Source organism: Pseudonocardia autotrophica (assembly GCF_003945385.1).
In the GTDB taxonomy this organism is placed as follows: Bacteria; Actinomycetota; Actinomycetes; order Mycobacteriales; family Pseudonocardiaceae; genus Pseudonocardia; species Pseudonocardia autotrophica.
This window is the reverse complement of record NZ_AP018920.1, coordinates 6,625,949-6,639,213: the sequence shown is the minus strand read 5'-3', so window position 1 is coordinate 6,639,213 and position 13,265 is coordinate 6,625,949. Positions and strand designations below refer to the sequence as shown.

12 protein-coding genes are annotated in these 13,265 nt (G+C 75.2%); 8 read left to right on the top strand and 4 right to left on the bottom strand.

All coding sequences use genetic code 11. From position 1 onward, the window contains the following. Positions 1–107: 107 nt before the first annotated feature. From moeA to Pdca_RS30840, 4 genes are all read left to right on the top strand, one after another. Positions 108–1,370 (top strand): molybdopterin molybdotransferase MoeA, encoded by a 1,263-nt coding sequence (gene moeA, locus Pdca_RS30855; RefSeq protein WP_179956588.1) that lies wholly within the window; start codon positions 108–110, stop codon positions 1,368–1,370. Between the two features lie 515 nt (positions 1,371–1,885). Further along, positions 1,886–2,593: a phosphatidylserine decarboxylase gene (locus Pdca_RS30850; RefSeq protein ID WP_085910472.1), complete on the top strand. Its 708-nt coding sequence runs from the start codon at positions 1,886–1,888 to the stop codon at positions 2,591–2,593. Between the two features lie 4 nt (positions 2,594–2,597). Further along, a complete protein-coding gene (gene pssA / locus Pdca_RS30845; RefSeq protein ID WP_085910473.1) occupies positions 2,598–3,638 on the top strand; it encodes a CDP-diacylglycerol--serine O-phosphatidyltransferase in 1,041 nt (346 codons plus the stop codon). Positions 3,639–3,655: 17 nt separating this feature from the next. Continuing rightward, complete coding sequence (locus Pdca_RS30840; protein ID WP_232021300.1) at positions 3,656–6,007, top strand: AAA family ATPase; 2,352 nt, start codon at positions 3,656–3,658, stop codon at positions 6,005–6,007. A gap of 72 nt (positions 6,008–6,079) precedes the next feature. On the opposite strand, the gene Pdca_RS37675 is transcribed toward Pdca_RS30840, so the two are convergent. Then, positions 6,080–6,781 carry a LytR C-terminal domain-containing protein gene (locus Pdca_RS37675; RefSeq protein WP_125911624.1) on the bottom strand — a complete coding sequence of 234 codons (702 nt, stop codon included), beginning with the start codon at positions 6,779–6,781 and terminating at the stop codon, positions 6,080–6,082. A gap of 58 nt (positions 6,782–6,839) precedes the next feature. Continuing rightward, positions 6,840–7,154 carry a DUF3263 domain-containing protein gene (locus Pdca_RS30830; protein WP_085910476.1) on the bottom strand — a complete coding sequence of 105 codons (315 nt, stop codon included), beginning with the start codon at positions 7,152–7,154 and terminating at the stop codon, positions 6,840–6,842. 214 nt (positions 7,155–7,368) lie between these two features. Here Pdca_RS30830 and Pdca_RS30825 point away from each other — a divergent pair, with 214 nt between their 5' ends. Then, positions 7,369–7,959: a peptide deformylase gene (locus tag Pdca_RS30825; RefSeq protein WP_085910477.1), complete on the top strand. Its 591-nt coding sequence runs from the start codon at positions 7,369–7,371 to the stop codon at positions 7,957–7,959. A 117-nt stretch (positions 7,960–8,076) separates the two neighbouring features. After that, positions 8,077–8,334 carry a hypothetical protein gene (locus tag Pdca_RS30820; protein ID WP_085910478.1) on the top strand — a complete coding sequence of 86 codons (258 nt, stop codon included), beginning with the start codon at positions 8,077–8,079 and terminating at the stop codon, positions 8,332–8,334. A 42-nt stretch (positions 8,335–8,376) separates the two neighbouring features. Here the strand turns inward: Pdca_RS30820 and Pdca_RS30815 are convergent, their stop codons facing one another. Both Pdca_RS30815 and Pdca_RS30810 read right to left on the bottom strand, forming a co-directional pair. After that, positions 8,377–9,021, bottom strand: a complete 645-nt coding sequence (locus Pdca_RS30815) for a response regulator (protein WP_269462824.1) — start codon at positions 9,019–9,021, stop codon at positions 8,377–8,379. Beyond that, entirely contained in the window at positions 9,018–10,175 is a 1,158-nt protein-coding gene (locus tag Pdca_RS30810; RefSeq protein WP_085910479.1) for a sensor histidine kinase, read from the bottom strand. Before Pdca_RS30810 ends, Pdca_RS30815 begins: the two co-directional genes overlap by 4 nt. An 84-nt stretch (positions 10,176–10,259) precedes the next feature. Between Pdca_RS30810 and Pdca_RS30805 the strand changes: the two genes are divergently transcribed. Both Pdca_RS30805 and Pdca_RS30800 read left to right on the top strand, forming a co-directional pair. Then, positions 10,260–11,108 (top strand): ABC transporter ATP-binding protein, encoded by an 849-nt coding sequence (locus tag Pdca_RS30805; protein ID WP_373865539.1) that lies wholly within the window; start codon positions 10,260–10,262, stop codon positions 11,106–11,108. Next, complete coding sequence (locus Pdca_RS30800; RefSeq protein WP_085910480.1) at positions 11,105–13,258, top strand: FtsX-like permease family protein; 2,154 nt, start codon at positions 11,105–11,107, stop codon at positions 13,256–13,258. Before Pdca_RS30805 ends, Pdca_RS30800 begins: the two co-directional genes overlap by 4 nt. Positions 13,259–13,265 lie beyond the last annotated feature (7 nt).

Genomic DNA, 13,265 nt, shown 5'->3' with positions numbered 1-13,265 from the left:
ACACGAGTGCCAGTGGGTGCTGTGCCCGTTTCTAGCACTCGGGTGTGGTGAGTGCAAGCGACGGGGTCCGAATGCCGGCCGCCCGGCCGCGGGGGCAGGATGACCCCATGACCACCGCACCCACCTGGTCGAACTCCGGTCCGCGATCGGTTGCCGAGCACGCCGCCGCGATCGCCGCGCTGCTCCCGCCGACCGGCGTGGAGCGGGTCCCGCTGGCGGAGGCGAGCGGGCGGGTGCTGGCCGAGGACATGACCGCCGGCGTGGCGCTGCCGCCGTTCGACAACTCCGCGATGGACGGTTACGCGGTGCGGGCCGCCGAACTCACCGGCGCATCGGACGACACCCCGGTGACGCTGCCGGTCGCCGAGGACATCCCGGCCGGGCGCACGTCGGTGCCGCCGCTGGCGCCGGGCACGGTCGCCCGGATCATGACCGGCGCGCCGCTCCCGGGGGGCGCCGACGCGATCGTGCCGGTCGAGCGGACCGACGGCGGGACCGAGCGGGTGCGGATCTCCGCCGCGCCCGATTCCGGCGCCTACGTCCGCCGGGAGGGCGAGGACACGACCGCCGGGGCGGTACTGTTGCGCGCCGGCACGGTGCTCGCGGCGCCGCAGATCGGACTGGCCGCCGCGGTCGGCCGCCCGGACCTCGCGGTGCACCGCCGGCCGCACGTGCTGGTCCTGTCCACCGGCTCGGAGCTGGTCGCCCCCGGCGAGCCGCTCGCACCGGGGCAGATCTACGAGTCCAACGGGACGATGCTCGCGGTCGCCGTCCGGGAGGCGGGCGCGACCGCGGAGCTGCTCTCGTTCGTCCCGGACGACGTCGACCGCTTCCGTGCGGTGCTGGCCGAGCGGATCATCGCGTCGCCTGCCGCCACGCGCCCCGATCTGGTCCTGACCTCCGGCGGGGTGAGCGCCGGGGCCTACGAGGTCGTGAAGGACGCGATGACCGGCCACGGTGTCCGGTTCGGGAAGGTCGCGATGCAGCCCGGCGGTCCGCAGGGCTGCGGACGGCTGGATCTCGGTGAGGTGTCCGTCGCGGTAGCGACGCTGCCCGGCAACCCGGTCAGCTCCCTGGTGTCGTTCGAGGCGTTCGTGCGGCCCGCGCTGCGGGCCGCGATGGGACATCCGGCCCCGCACCGCCCGGTGGTGACCGTCCGGCTGTCGGGGGAGCTGTCGTCCCCGGCGGACAAGCGGCAGTTCCGGCGCGGCGTGCTGGACGCGACCACCGGGACGGTCGCGGAGATCGGTTCCACCGGCTCGCACCTGATCGCGGCGCTGGCCCGCGCCGACTGCCTGATCGACGTACCCGCGGACGTGACGACGGTGGCCGACGGATCACCCGTCGCGGCCTGGTTGATCGAGCCGTAGGCGACCCCTGATCGCGCCGAACGGTCGCCGGTGGCCGGGGTGGCGTCCGGCGTGACGTTGCCGCAGGACTGCGCTCTGCGATGGGGTGTCACCCGCCCGGCGCCAGGGCTGGGCTGAAAGTGTGTCCCACATCATAGGCAGACGGGGCAACGATCTCACCGCGAGCGACGTCTATCCGTGTAGGCGTTCGGCCGAAAGAGGTAGATCACGGTGGACATCCATCGTGATCTGGACTGCCGGTCGTCGGGGAGGAATACTTTTGTCGTGAAGGGGTAACCCCTTCACAGCACAGGACCCACCGCCCGTCGCTGGGGAGCGGACGAGCGGTTCCAAGGCCGGGGTCGTCGTCTCGGGGGACGGCGGCCCCGGCCCTTTTCCTGCCCGGGAGCGGGCGATCGTGCCAGTGCGCCGTCGCCGGTCCGCACGGGGGTGCGGTCGTCCCGCCGGACGAGGGCCGTCGGGCCCCGCGTAGCGTGGCGATCCCCAACCGGATCATCAGGAGCCGACGACCCGCCATGGCCGAAGGAACCGGGACCTCGCCGACCCACATCGTTCGTCTGGTCCGCGACGCGATCCCGCCGATGCACCCAGGGGGCCGGCCGATCGTCGCCGCGGTCGCGCTCGTCGCCGCCGGGGTGCGCGCACTCAGCGGCCGGGGCGCGCTGCCCGGGCTGCTCGCGACCGGCGCCACCGCGCTGTTCTTCCGGGATCCGGTGCGGACCCCGACCCAGCGGCCGGGCGCGGTGCTCGCGCCCGCCGACGGCACCGTCGCGACCGTCACCGAGGTCGTCCCGCCCGCCGAGCTCGACCTGCCACGGGTGCCGCACCCGCGGGTGTCGATCTTCCTGACGGTGCTGGACGTGCACGTGCAGTGGGTACCGGTGCACGGACGCGTCGTCGGCGTCCGCTACGAACCGGGCAGGTTCCTCTCCGCCGACCTGGACAAGGCGAGCGAGGACAACGAGCGCAACGCGATCACCTTCCACGCCGCCAATGCCGGGTTCCGGGTCGGTGTCGTGCAGATCGCAGGCCTGCTGGCCCGCCGGATCGTCTGCGGGCTGTCGACGGGCGACGAGGTCGCGGCCGGCGAGCGGTTCGGCCTCATCCGGTTCGGCTCCCGGGTCGACACCTACCTCCCTCCGGGGACACTGCCGCTGGTCCGGCCGGGCCAGCGCACCGTCGGGGCCGAGACCGTGCTCGGTGTCGTCCCGGCGGAGGGCTGAGCGGATGACGATCGGGCCTCCGGAGAAGGGGTACCCGGCCGGCGTGCGACTGCTGCCCAACGCGGTCACCGTGCTCAACCTGTGCGCGGGCCTGTCCGCCGTCTATTTCGCCCTGCAGGGCCGGTTCGACATGGCCATCGGCGCGGTGCTCGCGGCGGCGCTCTGCGACGCCCTGGACGGCGGCCTCGCCCGCCTGCTCGACGCCTCCAGCCGGATCGGCGCCGAGCTGGACTCGCTCGCCGATCTGGTGTCGTTCGGCGTCGCACCGGCGCTGGTGATCTACATCTGGGCGTTCGAGGACACCCGGGCCGGCTGGATCGTCGCGCTGGTGTTCGCCGTCTGCATGGCGCTGCGGCTCGCCCGGTTCAACACCCTGCTCGACGACGACCAGGCCCCGCCGTTCGCGCGGGAGTTCTTCGTCGGTGTCCCGGCGCCGGCCGCGGCCATGACGGCAGGCATCCCGCTCTACCTGTGGCTGCACCTGGGGCCCGGCTGGTGGTCGGCCGAGCCGGTGGTCGCGGTCTGGGCGCTGTTCACCGCCGGTCTGATGGTCAGCCGGATCCCGACCGTGTCGCTCAAGACGGTCCGGGTCCCGCAGCGGGCGATCGCCCCGCTGCTCGTCGGTGTCGGGGTGATCGCGGCGGCACTGTTCACGGTGCCCTTCCTCGGCATCACGATCGCCGCGACCGGCTACCTGCTGCTGCTTCCCTACACCGCGTACCGGTACCGCTGGCTGGCCCGGCACCCGGAGGCGTGGGACGTCCCGACGCGCCAGCGCCGGGCCGTCGCCCGGGCGGCCCGCTCGGCCCGGCACCTCGGCCTCCGGCCACCGCTGCGCCGCCGGGTCGCCGGCCGGGCCGGCGCGATGGCGCGGGGGGTCCGGCGCAGGCTGGACCCGGACGGCGCCGCCCGCCGGGAGAACGGCCGTGCGGACGCCGGGCGTGCGGACACCGGCCGGGCGGGCAACGGACGGGCGGTGCACGGTCCGGGGGTCGCCCCGGCCCCCCGCGGGTCCGGGCGCCGCCTCGGGCTGCGCCGCCGCTGACCACTAGCGTGATGCGGGTGGGAGACCCCTCGCTGACCCTGGTCGCACGCCTGGCCCCGGCGGCCACCGACGCCCGTCGCGGGGTGATCCGGCTGCATCCCGAGGTGCTCGCCGGGCTCGGCCTGCGCTCCTGGGACGCGGTGACCCTCACCGGCTCCCGGCGGACGGCGGCGCTCGCCGTCGCGGGTGACGCCGCGACACCGCACGGCCAGGCCGTGCTCGACGACGTGACCCTGTCCAACGCCGGCCTGACCGACGGCGCCGCGGTCGTCGTCGCGCCGGCGGCGGTCTCGGCGGCCAGGGAGGTCCGGCTGATCGGCTCCCGGCTCGCGACCGCGACCGTCGGCCCGGCCACGCTGCGGCTCGCGCTGATGGGGAAGGTACTGGTCCGGGGGGACGCCGTCTCGCTGCTGCCGCAGGACATCGCCCCGCCGCCCGGCGCCGACGTGCACTCGGTGCGCCGCGCGCTGACCACGGCGGTCGGTGGCGCGTGGACCTCCGAGCTGCTGACCGTGGCGATCGCCGACCCGGACGGCGGCCCGGTGGTCGTGGCGCCGTCCACCGTGGTCGGCTGGCAGGGCGGCGCGGACACCGGGACGATCGCGGTGCAGGCCGGCCGGGGCGCCGCGACCGCCACGGCCGGGCCGGGCGGCGTGGGCGGCGCGACCGGGTCCCCGGCAGGCGCCCCCGCCAGGGGCTTCGCCTCAGCCGGCACCGCCGCCGGGCCCGGGGCTGCCGGGAACGGGGCTGCCGGGAACGGGGCGGCGCCGGAGACCGGACCACCGCCGCTGTCGATCGACGACCTGGCCGCGAACGAGCCCGTCGCCCGGCGGCTCCTGGACTGGCTGGAGCTGATGTTCCGCCGTCCCGAGCTGCTCACCCGGCTCGGCGGGGACGCGCGGCTCGGCGTGCTCGTCAGCGGCCCGGAGGGCGTGGGCAAGGCGACGCTGGTGCGCAGCGCCGGCGCCGCGGCCGGGGCCCGCTGCGTCGAGCTCGTCGCCCCCGCGGTCGCCGCGCTGGAACCGGCGGCCGCCGCCGAGCGGGTCCGGGCCGCGATCGCGCAGGCACGTCCGACCGCGGACGAGCCCGCCGTGCTGCTGGTGCACGACGCGCACGCCCTGCTGCCCGCGTCGAACCCGCCCCCGCTGGCCACCCTGGTGCTCGACGAGCTGCGCGCCGCGACCGCGCCCGGCGGGCCGGCACTCGTCGTCACCAGCGCCGAGCCGGAGTCACTGGATCCACGGCTGCGCGCTCCCGATCTGGTCGACCGCGAGCTCACCGTGTCGTTGCCGGACACCGCGACCCGCCGGGCGCTGCTGGAGCGGCTGCTCTCCGACGTGCCACGCGGCCGGGACGTCGATCTCGGCGCGATCGCCGCCCGGACCCCCGGGTTCGTCGTCGCCGATCTCGCCGCGGTGCGTCGCGAGGCGGCGATCGCCGCCGCCCTGCGCGGCGCGGGCGACGGCGCCGATCAGGTGGAGGAGGTCCGGCAGCAGGACCTGCTGGACGCCGTCGGCTCGGTCCGGCCGATCTCGCTGTCCGGCGGCGGGGCCCTGAGCCACGGCGGCCTGACCTTCGACGACGTCGGTGACATGGCCGAGGTCAAACAGTCGCTGACCGAGGCGGTGCTGTGGCCGCTGCGCCATCCCGACTCGTTCGCCCGGCTCGGGGTGGACGCGCCGCGCGGGGTGCTGCTCTACGGCCCGCCCGGTGGCGGCAAGACGTTCCTGCTGCGCGCGCTGGCCGGATCCGGCGATCTCAACGTGTTCGCGGTCAAGGGCGCCGAGCTGCTCGACAAGTACGTGGGGGAGTCCGAGCGTGCGGTCCGGGAGCTGTTCCGCCGGGCCGCGGAGGCCGCCCCCGCGCTGATCTTCCTGGACGAGGTCGATGCGCTCGCCCCGCGCCGGGGCGGATCGACCGACGCCGGCGTCGCCGACCGGGTGGTGGCGGCACTGCTCACCGAGCTGGACGGTGCGACGCCGCTGCGCGAGGTCGTCGTCGTGGGGGCGACGAACCGGCCGGACCTGATCGATCCGGCGTTGCTGCGGCCGGGCCGGCTGGAGCGGCTGGTGTTCGTCCCGCCGCCGGACGCGGCGGCCCGTGCCGACATCCTGCGGGCCGCGGGACGCGACGTCCCGCTCGGCGACGACGTCGATCTCGACGAGCTCGCGGGCGACCTGGACGGCTACTCGGCAGCGGACTGCGCGGCGCTGCTGCGCGAGGCCGCGCTGACCGCGATGCGGGAGTCGCTGGAGGCGGGCGAGGTGACCGCGGCGCACGTCACGGCGGCCCGGCGGGCGGTCCGGCCATCGCTGGACCCGGAGCAGGTCGCCGAGCTCGAGGCCTACGCGCGTCGGCGCAGCGACTGACCCCGGACGGACGACGACCCCGGGCGGGATGTCCCGTCCGGGGTCGTCGGCGCGCTGGGGAGCAGGTCGGTGTCAGGCAGCCGAGAAGTCCCGGGTGACGATCACGATCACGCCGGGCGTCGCGTCCTGGATGCCGTCGAAGCGGGGCTCCGCGCGGATACCGAACTTCTGGGCGATCTCGTCCGCCGCGGCCTTCTCGGCGGTACCGGTCCGGTAGTAGACGGTGGTCGCGGGGATCACGCCCTCCGAGTAGTTCTGCACCTGGGAGACGTTCCAGCCGTTGCTGCGGAACTTGCCCGCCGCCTGCTCGGCGAGACCGCGGACCGTCGAGTTGTTGTAGATCCGCACGGCGGGGCGCACCGCAGCGGCGGAACCCTCGCTCGCGGCGGCGCCACCCGGTGCGGGGGCGGGCGCGGGCGGCGGCGGCGTGTCGGCGGCACCGGCGCCGTCGAACCCGGGTGCGCCGGGCGTGCCCGGGGCGCCGGGGGTGAAGGGGGAGGTGCCGGGTGCGCCGTCGGCGCCGTCGCCACCGGGGGCGGGCGCCGCCCCGTCGGTGCCGTCGGCCCCGTCGGCTCCGTCCGCACCGGGTGCGGGCGGCGCGCCGTTCTCGCCGGGGGTGGGATCGGCCGTCGCGGACGGCGGTGCGGCCTGCGGGTTCTCGTCACCGCCGCCGAGGCCGGACAGCCCGACGACACCGGCCACCGCACCGACACCGATCAGTGCGATCCCGGCGATCTTCAGCGGCGAGATTCCGCCGGATGCGGGTGCGGTCATCATGACCTCCGATAGGGGCTCGATCTGCGGCTCACGACTGCCTCCGGGCTTCGGAGGCTCAGGGCTCGAGGCCGAGGCGACGGGCGGCGCGGGTGCGCTGACGGCTGGAACGCAGCCGGCGGAGGCGCTTGACGAGCAGCGGATCGACGGCCATCGCCTCGGGCTTGTCGACCAGCGCGTTCAGCACCTGGTAGTAGCGGGTCGCGGACATGTCGAAGAGCTCGCGGATCGCCTGCTCCTTGGCTCCCGCGTACTTCCACCACTGGGCCTCGAACGCGAGGATCTCGCGCTCCCGGCGGTCGAGCTCGCGGGAGGGGGTGGCGGAGCGCCGGTGCGCTCCGCGGCGTTCCGAGAGGGACCCAGCGGACTCCATCACGCTCCTCGAGCGGCCGACGAACTGACGGCGATGGCCCGCCACGGAGCCGCCGCCGATGGGAATGACATGGCTGTCATTCGAGGTCGGATTGAACCACACGGGACCGACGGCGAGCCGTCGCGACGCGCCCCGCTCCGCCCGAAACCCACCGGCCGGGGGCGGCACCGTCACCCGGAGCGGGTACCGCGCGGCGCGACCGTACCCTGCGACGGTGACGGTTCTGCGCATCCGCATGGTCGGCGATCCCGTGTTGCACCGGCCCACCCGCGCGGTCGGGGCGGCGGACATCGGGGAGGACGAGCTGCACACGCTCGTCGAGGACATGTTCGAGACGATGGCCGCGGCCAACGGCGTCGGGCTCGCGGCCAACCAGGTCGGGATCGACCTGCGGCTGTTCGTCTTCGACTGCCCGGATCCCGAGACCCGGACGATGCGCCGCGGCCACGTGCTCGATCCGGTGCTGGAGACCGGCGAGATCCCGGAGATCATGCCCGATCCCGACGACGACCAGGAGGGCTGCCTGTCGGTCCCGGGCGAGAGCTTCGCGACCGGTCGTGCCGAGTGGGCCCGGGTCACCGGCACCGATGTCGACGGCAACCCGGTGGACGTCGAGGGCAAGGGCTTCTTCGCCCGCTGCCTGCAGCACGAGGTCGACCACCTCGACGGCTACCTCTACCTGGACCGGCTGATGGGCCGCAACCAGCGAGGTGCGAAGAAGATGCTGCGCCGCAACGGCTGGGGCAACCCGGACGACTCGTGGGACCCGTCGGCGGTGGAGGCGGAGGACGTGCCCCGGGGCTGACCCCGAACTCACCCCGAGGTCGTCCGGGTAGTCATACCCCGGTACTAGGGGTCGACCTGCGGGAACCGGTCCCGCGGCCGATGTGGCGACCCACCCCCGGCGGGCACCGTAGAGGCCATGGTGCTCACGATCCTCGCAGTCATCCCGTTCCTCGCCGTGCTGCTGGTCATGGCCGCGCAGCCGCTGTTCGAGCTGTGGGACGCCCGTGCGTCCGAGCGGACCGCCGCGGCCGCCGACGACGCCCTGCCGATGCCGGAGATCCCGGCGACGGCGTTGCCGACGGCGTTCCCGGAGTCCCTGGGCGACGTCAGCGCGGTGCTGTCCGCCATCCCGCACCCCCGCCGGCCGGCCCCGGTGCTGCGTGCCGTGCGCTGAGCGCACGGCACGCACCCCCGCGGGCCCCGGCCCCGGCCGGGTTCACTCCACGAGCTTGTTCTCCCAGGCCCACGCTGCGATCTCGACCCGGTTGCGGGCGTCCAGCTTGGACCCGATGTTGGCGATGTGGGTCTTCACCGTCGACAGCGACACGAACAGGTCCCCCGCGATCTCGGAGTTCGTCCGGCCCCGCGCGACCGCCCGGACCACCTCCAGCTCGCGCGGTGACAGCGTGCTGTGCACGTCGGCACGGGCCGGCTCCGGCTCCGTCAGCCGCTGCAGCAGCCGCACGGTGACCGTCGGCGAGACCAGCGCGTCCCCCGCCGCAGCGGCCCGCACGGCCTCCACCAGCAGCCGCGGTCCGGCCGTCTTGAGCAGGAACCCGCAGGCCCCGGAGCGCAGCGCGCCGTAGACGTACTCGTCCAGGTCGAAGGTCGTGACCACCACGATCCGCGGCGGGTAGGGATCCGCGGACAGCGCCCGGGTCGCGGCGATCCCGTCCATCCCGGGCATCCGGACGTCCATGAGCACCACGTCCGGACGCAGCTCGCGGGCCTTGGCGACGGCGTCGGTACCGGTCGCGGCCTCGCCGATCACCTCGATGCCGTCCTCTGCGGACAGGATCAGCCCGAAGCCGGTGCGGACCATCTCCTGGTCGTCGGCGAGCAGGACCCGGATCGGGGTCACCGGCCGCCGCCGGCGGGCACCTCGGCGACGACGATCCACCGGCCGGGCCCGTCCGGGCCGGCGTGCAGCGACCCGCCGAGGGCCTCGACCCGCTCACGCATCCCGGCCAGCCCGAACCCGCCCGGGTCGCGCAGCGGATTGTCGGTCCCGATCCCGTCGTTGTGCACCACGGTCACCAGTCTGCCCGCCTGCAGGTGCAGCCCGACCGACACCGCCGTCGCGCCGGGGGCGTGCCGGTGCACATTGGTCAGTGCCTCGCGGACCACCCGGAACGCGGTCGCGGCGACCGCGGGTCCGAACGTGGCCGTGCGCACCTCGGGCGAGATCTCCAGCCGGGCCCGGGTGCGGGTCGGGTCGAAGCGGCCGACGAGATCGTCGATGTCGTCCAGGCCGTGCCCGGGCGCACGGTCGGCGCCACCGTCGGGGCCCGAGCGCAGCACCCCGACCATCCGGCGCATGCCGTCGAGGGCCTCGGCGCCGGCCCGCTCGATCGACTCCAGCGCTCGGCCGGCCTCCTCCGGCCGGCTGCCCGCGACGACCACCCCGGCCTGGGCGGCCACCACGATCGCGGTGACGTGGTGGGCGACCGTGTCGTGCAGCTCCCTGGCCAGCTCCAGACGTTCGTCGTTGCGGGTCTGGGCGAGCTGCGCCGAACGGCGCATCCACAGCTCGCGCAGCGCGGTCGCGACGACCATCGTGCCGGCCCAGCCGACGGTGGTCAGGCTGGCGAAGACCTCGCTGTCGTTGGTCGGTACCCGCATCAGCGGCATGCCGACGATCACCACCAGCGAGACCGCCGCCGTCACGACCACGACCCGGACCGGCGCGATGCGCACCGTCGCAACGGTGATCACGGCGAGCGCGAACATCTCGGTCAGCGAGATGAACGGGAGCCCACCGGTGATCCACCCCAGGACGGAGCCCAGCGCGGACAGTCCGAACGCGACCGCCGCGATCGGCTGCCGGCGCGCGTCCGGCCGGTACCGGATGAGCACGATCGTGCCCACGAGCAGGCCGAAGACCGCGCCGCTCGCCTGCCAGCCCCCGCTGCCGAAGCCCAGCCCCAGCACGACGTCGCACCCGGCCCAGAACAGGTAGAGGAGCAGCTCCAGCCCGGCGAGTGCGAGTCGGCCGCGACGGGTTCCGGTGCTCATGGAGCACACCGTAGGACGCGCCGAAGAGGCCGGACCTCGGTCGGAAGTACGACGACCCGGACGGGTAGGCCCTACCACGGGCCGATGCCACCGCCCCCGATCACCGGCAGGGTGATCGACATGATCGAGGGGTTGAGGAATCCGGCCGATGTGCCGGGGCGGGTCGCCGCGGCGACGGTGAACCTGGTCCGCACCTACGGGCAGGGCCGGGCCGCGGTGCGCGCGCTGGACGGGATCACGCTGTGGTTGCCCGCGGGGCGGTTCACCGCGGTGATGGGGCCGAGCGGGTCGGGTAAGTCGACTCTGCTGCACTGCCTGGCCGGACTGGACCGGCCGACCTCCGGACAGGTGCTGCTGGGCGAGACCGATCTCGGAGCCCTGAACGACTCCGCGCTGACCCAGGTCCGGCGTGACCGGATGGGCTTCGTGTTCCAGGAGGGGAACCTGCTGCCGCACCTCACCGCGGGGGAGAACATCGACCTGGCCGTCTCGCTCGCCGGGCGCCGGCCCAACCACGCCTGGCGGGCGGAGCTGGTCGAGCGGCTCGGCATCTCCGACCGGCTCACCCACCTGCCGTCGGAGCTGTCCGGCGGGCAGCGCCAGCGCGTCGCCGTGGCCAGGGCGCTGCTCGGGCGACCGGAGATCATCGTCGCCGACGAGCCCACCGGCGCGCTCGACACCCGTTCCGGGCACGAGCTGCTGGGCCTGCTGCGGGCCTGCGTCGACGACTACGGCCAGACCGTCGTCATGGTGACCCATGATCCGGTCGCGGCTTCCGCGTCGGACCAGGTCCTGCTGCTGCGCGACGGTCGCGCCGCGGGCCGGCTCGACCGGCCCAGCCCGGACCGGGTGCTGTCCGCGATGGGCGCGCTGACCACCACCGACGACCCCGCACGGGCCGACGTCACGATCACCGGCCCGGTGGTCCGGTGAACCCGGCCACCCGTGCCGCCGTCGCCGGCGCCCGCCGCAGCCCGCGCCGGCTGCTGCTCACCGGGCTGGCGGTGCTGGTGGCGACGGTGTTCGCTGCCGCGTCGGTGCTGCTGACCTCGACCCTGCGAGCGGACCTCACCGAGAACTCCTCCACCGTTCCCGCCGGCGCGACGTTCGCGCTGGAGGCCGACGGCAGCGGGGGCGGTGCCGGGGGGAGGGCCGGCGTATCGGTCACCGACGACACGACCGATACCGCCGCTGTGGTGGACCGGCTCCGGACGGTGCCCGGGGTGACCGCGGCGTCGGCATCGGCCGAGACGATGGTCCAGGTCGTCGCGGGCAGTGCCAGCGGCAGCTGGATGATCCGCACCGACCCGATGACCGGGCCGTTGAGCACCCTGGCCACGCCCACCGACGGCCGGCTGCCGGCCGGACCGGACGAGGTGCTGATCGGAGCGGGTACCGCGGAGCGCACCGGGCTCGGCTCCGGCTCCACCCTCGAGGTCGACGGCCGGACGCTGACCGTCACCGGTGTGGTGCCGGTGCGGTACGAGTACAGCGACGCGCTGGTCGTGCAGGAGACCGACCCGGCCGTCGCCGGGTTCTTCGGCAGCCGGATCGCCGTCGCCGGTGACCCGGATCCGGCCGCGCTCGCCGCGGTCAGCGGTGTCACGCAGGTCCAGCCCGCCGAGGAGCAGCGGGCCGAGGACCTCGCCAGGGCGTCGACATCGGCGAACGCACTGCTGGCCGGCCTGTCGGTGTTCGTCGGACTGGCGCTGGTCGCGGCGGCCGTGGTGGTCGCCTCCACGTTCCGGATCATCCTGGCCCGGCGCACCCGCGAGCTGGCGATGCTGCGCTGTGTCGGTGCCAGCCGCGGACAGGTGGCCCGGTCGGTGCTGGTCGAGGCAGCGCTCACCGGTCTGGTCGCCGGGGTCGCGGGCGCGCTGATCGCCGTCGGCGGCGGGTGGGCGGCGCTGGCGGCGGCCGGTGCCTCCGGTGCCGATGTCCCGGCGCTCGTCGTGCCGTGGGGGCGGATCGCGGGATGTGTGCTGCTCGCCGTCGTCGTGACGGTGCTGGCCGCGCTGTCGCCGGCGCTCGCCGCCGGGCGGACCCCGCCGGTGGTGGCGCTCGGTGCCGCGGACGCGACCGGGGCCCGCGCGCCGCGGGCCCGGATCCGGCTGCCGCTCGCCGCGCTCGCGGTCGTCGCGGCGGTGGCGCTCGCGGTGGCCGGGCTCGGTATCGGGGAACCGGGGCTGGGGACCGCCGCGGCCGCGCTGTCCGGGCTGGCGGTGTTCGCGGCCATCGTGGTCGCCGGGCCGTTCGTGGTGTCCGGGGTGGCCGCGCTGGTGGCGCCGCTCGTCGCCCGCTGGGCTCCGGGCCGGATCGCGGTGGGCAACGCGCGGCGGATGTCGCGGCGTACCGCGGCCATGACGACCGTGCTGTCGCTGGGAGTGGGTCTGACCGCGGCGCTGCTGGTGAGCGTGGCCGGTGCCTCGGCCGACATACAGGCCACGATCGAACGCAACTACCCGGCCGACATCGTGGTGATGCCCGGTGGGGACGACGAGGCCGCGACACTGGCGGCCCAGCTCGACAGGTCCCCGGACCTGACCGCCCGGGTCGACGACGGACTCGTGCTCGTGGATCCGGTGGCGGGCGCGGACCCGGTCGCGGTACGGACCGCAGTGGTGGGCGGGGCGGGCGACGCCCCGGTCATGTTCACCGCGGATCTGCAGGAACAGACGGAGTCCGCGATCGGCGTCGTCCGCTGGATCGGACTCGGGCTGGTCGGGGTGACGCTGCTGGTCGCCGTCGTCGGCGTCGGGGTGACGATGGCGCTGTCGGTCAGCGAGCGCACCCGGGAGATCGCGCTGCTGCGCACGGTGGGGCTGTCCCGGGTCGCCGCGCGGCGTGCGGTGGCCGCCGAGGCGACGCTGGCCGGTGTGGTCGCGGCGGTGCTCGGGGTGGTGCTGGGCGCCGTCTACGGCGTGCTGGCGTTGCGGACGACGGGTATCGGTTCGCTCACCGGGCTACCGGTGGGCCAGCTCGCCGGGCTGGCCGCGGGGGTCGTGGTCGTGGCGGTGCTGGCGTCGGTCGGTCCGATGCGCCGGGCCGGGCGGGTCGAGCCCGCACACGGCGTCATCGCGTGAACCCCGG

What these genes read in the sequence shown, in the direction of transcription:
- Pdca_RS30830 (WP_085910476.1), bottom strand. Translation starts at nt 7,154, where the DNA reads ATGGAGTCCGCTGGGTCCCTCTCGGAACGCCGCGGAGCGCACCGGCGC.
- Pdca_RS30805 (WP_373865539.1), top strand. Translation starts at nt 10,260, where the DNA reads ATGCCACCGCCCCCGATCACCGGCAGGGTGATCGACATGATCGAGGGG.
- Pdca_RS30820 (WP_085910478.1), top strand. Translation starts at nt 8,077, where the DNA reads ATGGTGCTCACGATCCTCGCAGTCATCCCGTTCCTCGCCGTGCTGCTG.
- moeA (WP_179956588.1), top strand. Translation starts at nt 108, where the DNA reads ATGACCACCGCACCCACCTGGTCGAACTCCGGTCCGCGATCGGTTGCC.
- pssA (WP_085910473.1), top strand. Translation starts at nt 2,598, where the DNA reads ATGACGATCGGGCCTCCGGAGAAGGGGTACCCGGCCGGCGTGCGACTG.
- Pdca_RS37675 (WP_125911624.1), bottom strand. Translation starts at nt 6,781, where the DNA reads ATGACCGCACCCGCATCCGGCGGAATCTCGCCGCTGAAGATCGCCGGG.
- Pdca_RS30850 (WP_085910472.1), top strand. Translation starts at nt 1,886, where the DNA reads ATGGCCGAAGGAACCGGGACCTCGCCGACCCACATCGTTCGTCTGGTC.
- Pdca_RS30810 (WP_085910479.1), bottom strand. Translation starts at nt 10,175, where the DNA reads ATGAGCACCGGAACCCGTCGCGGCCGACTCGCACTCGCCGGGCTGGAG.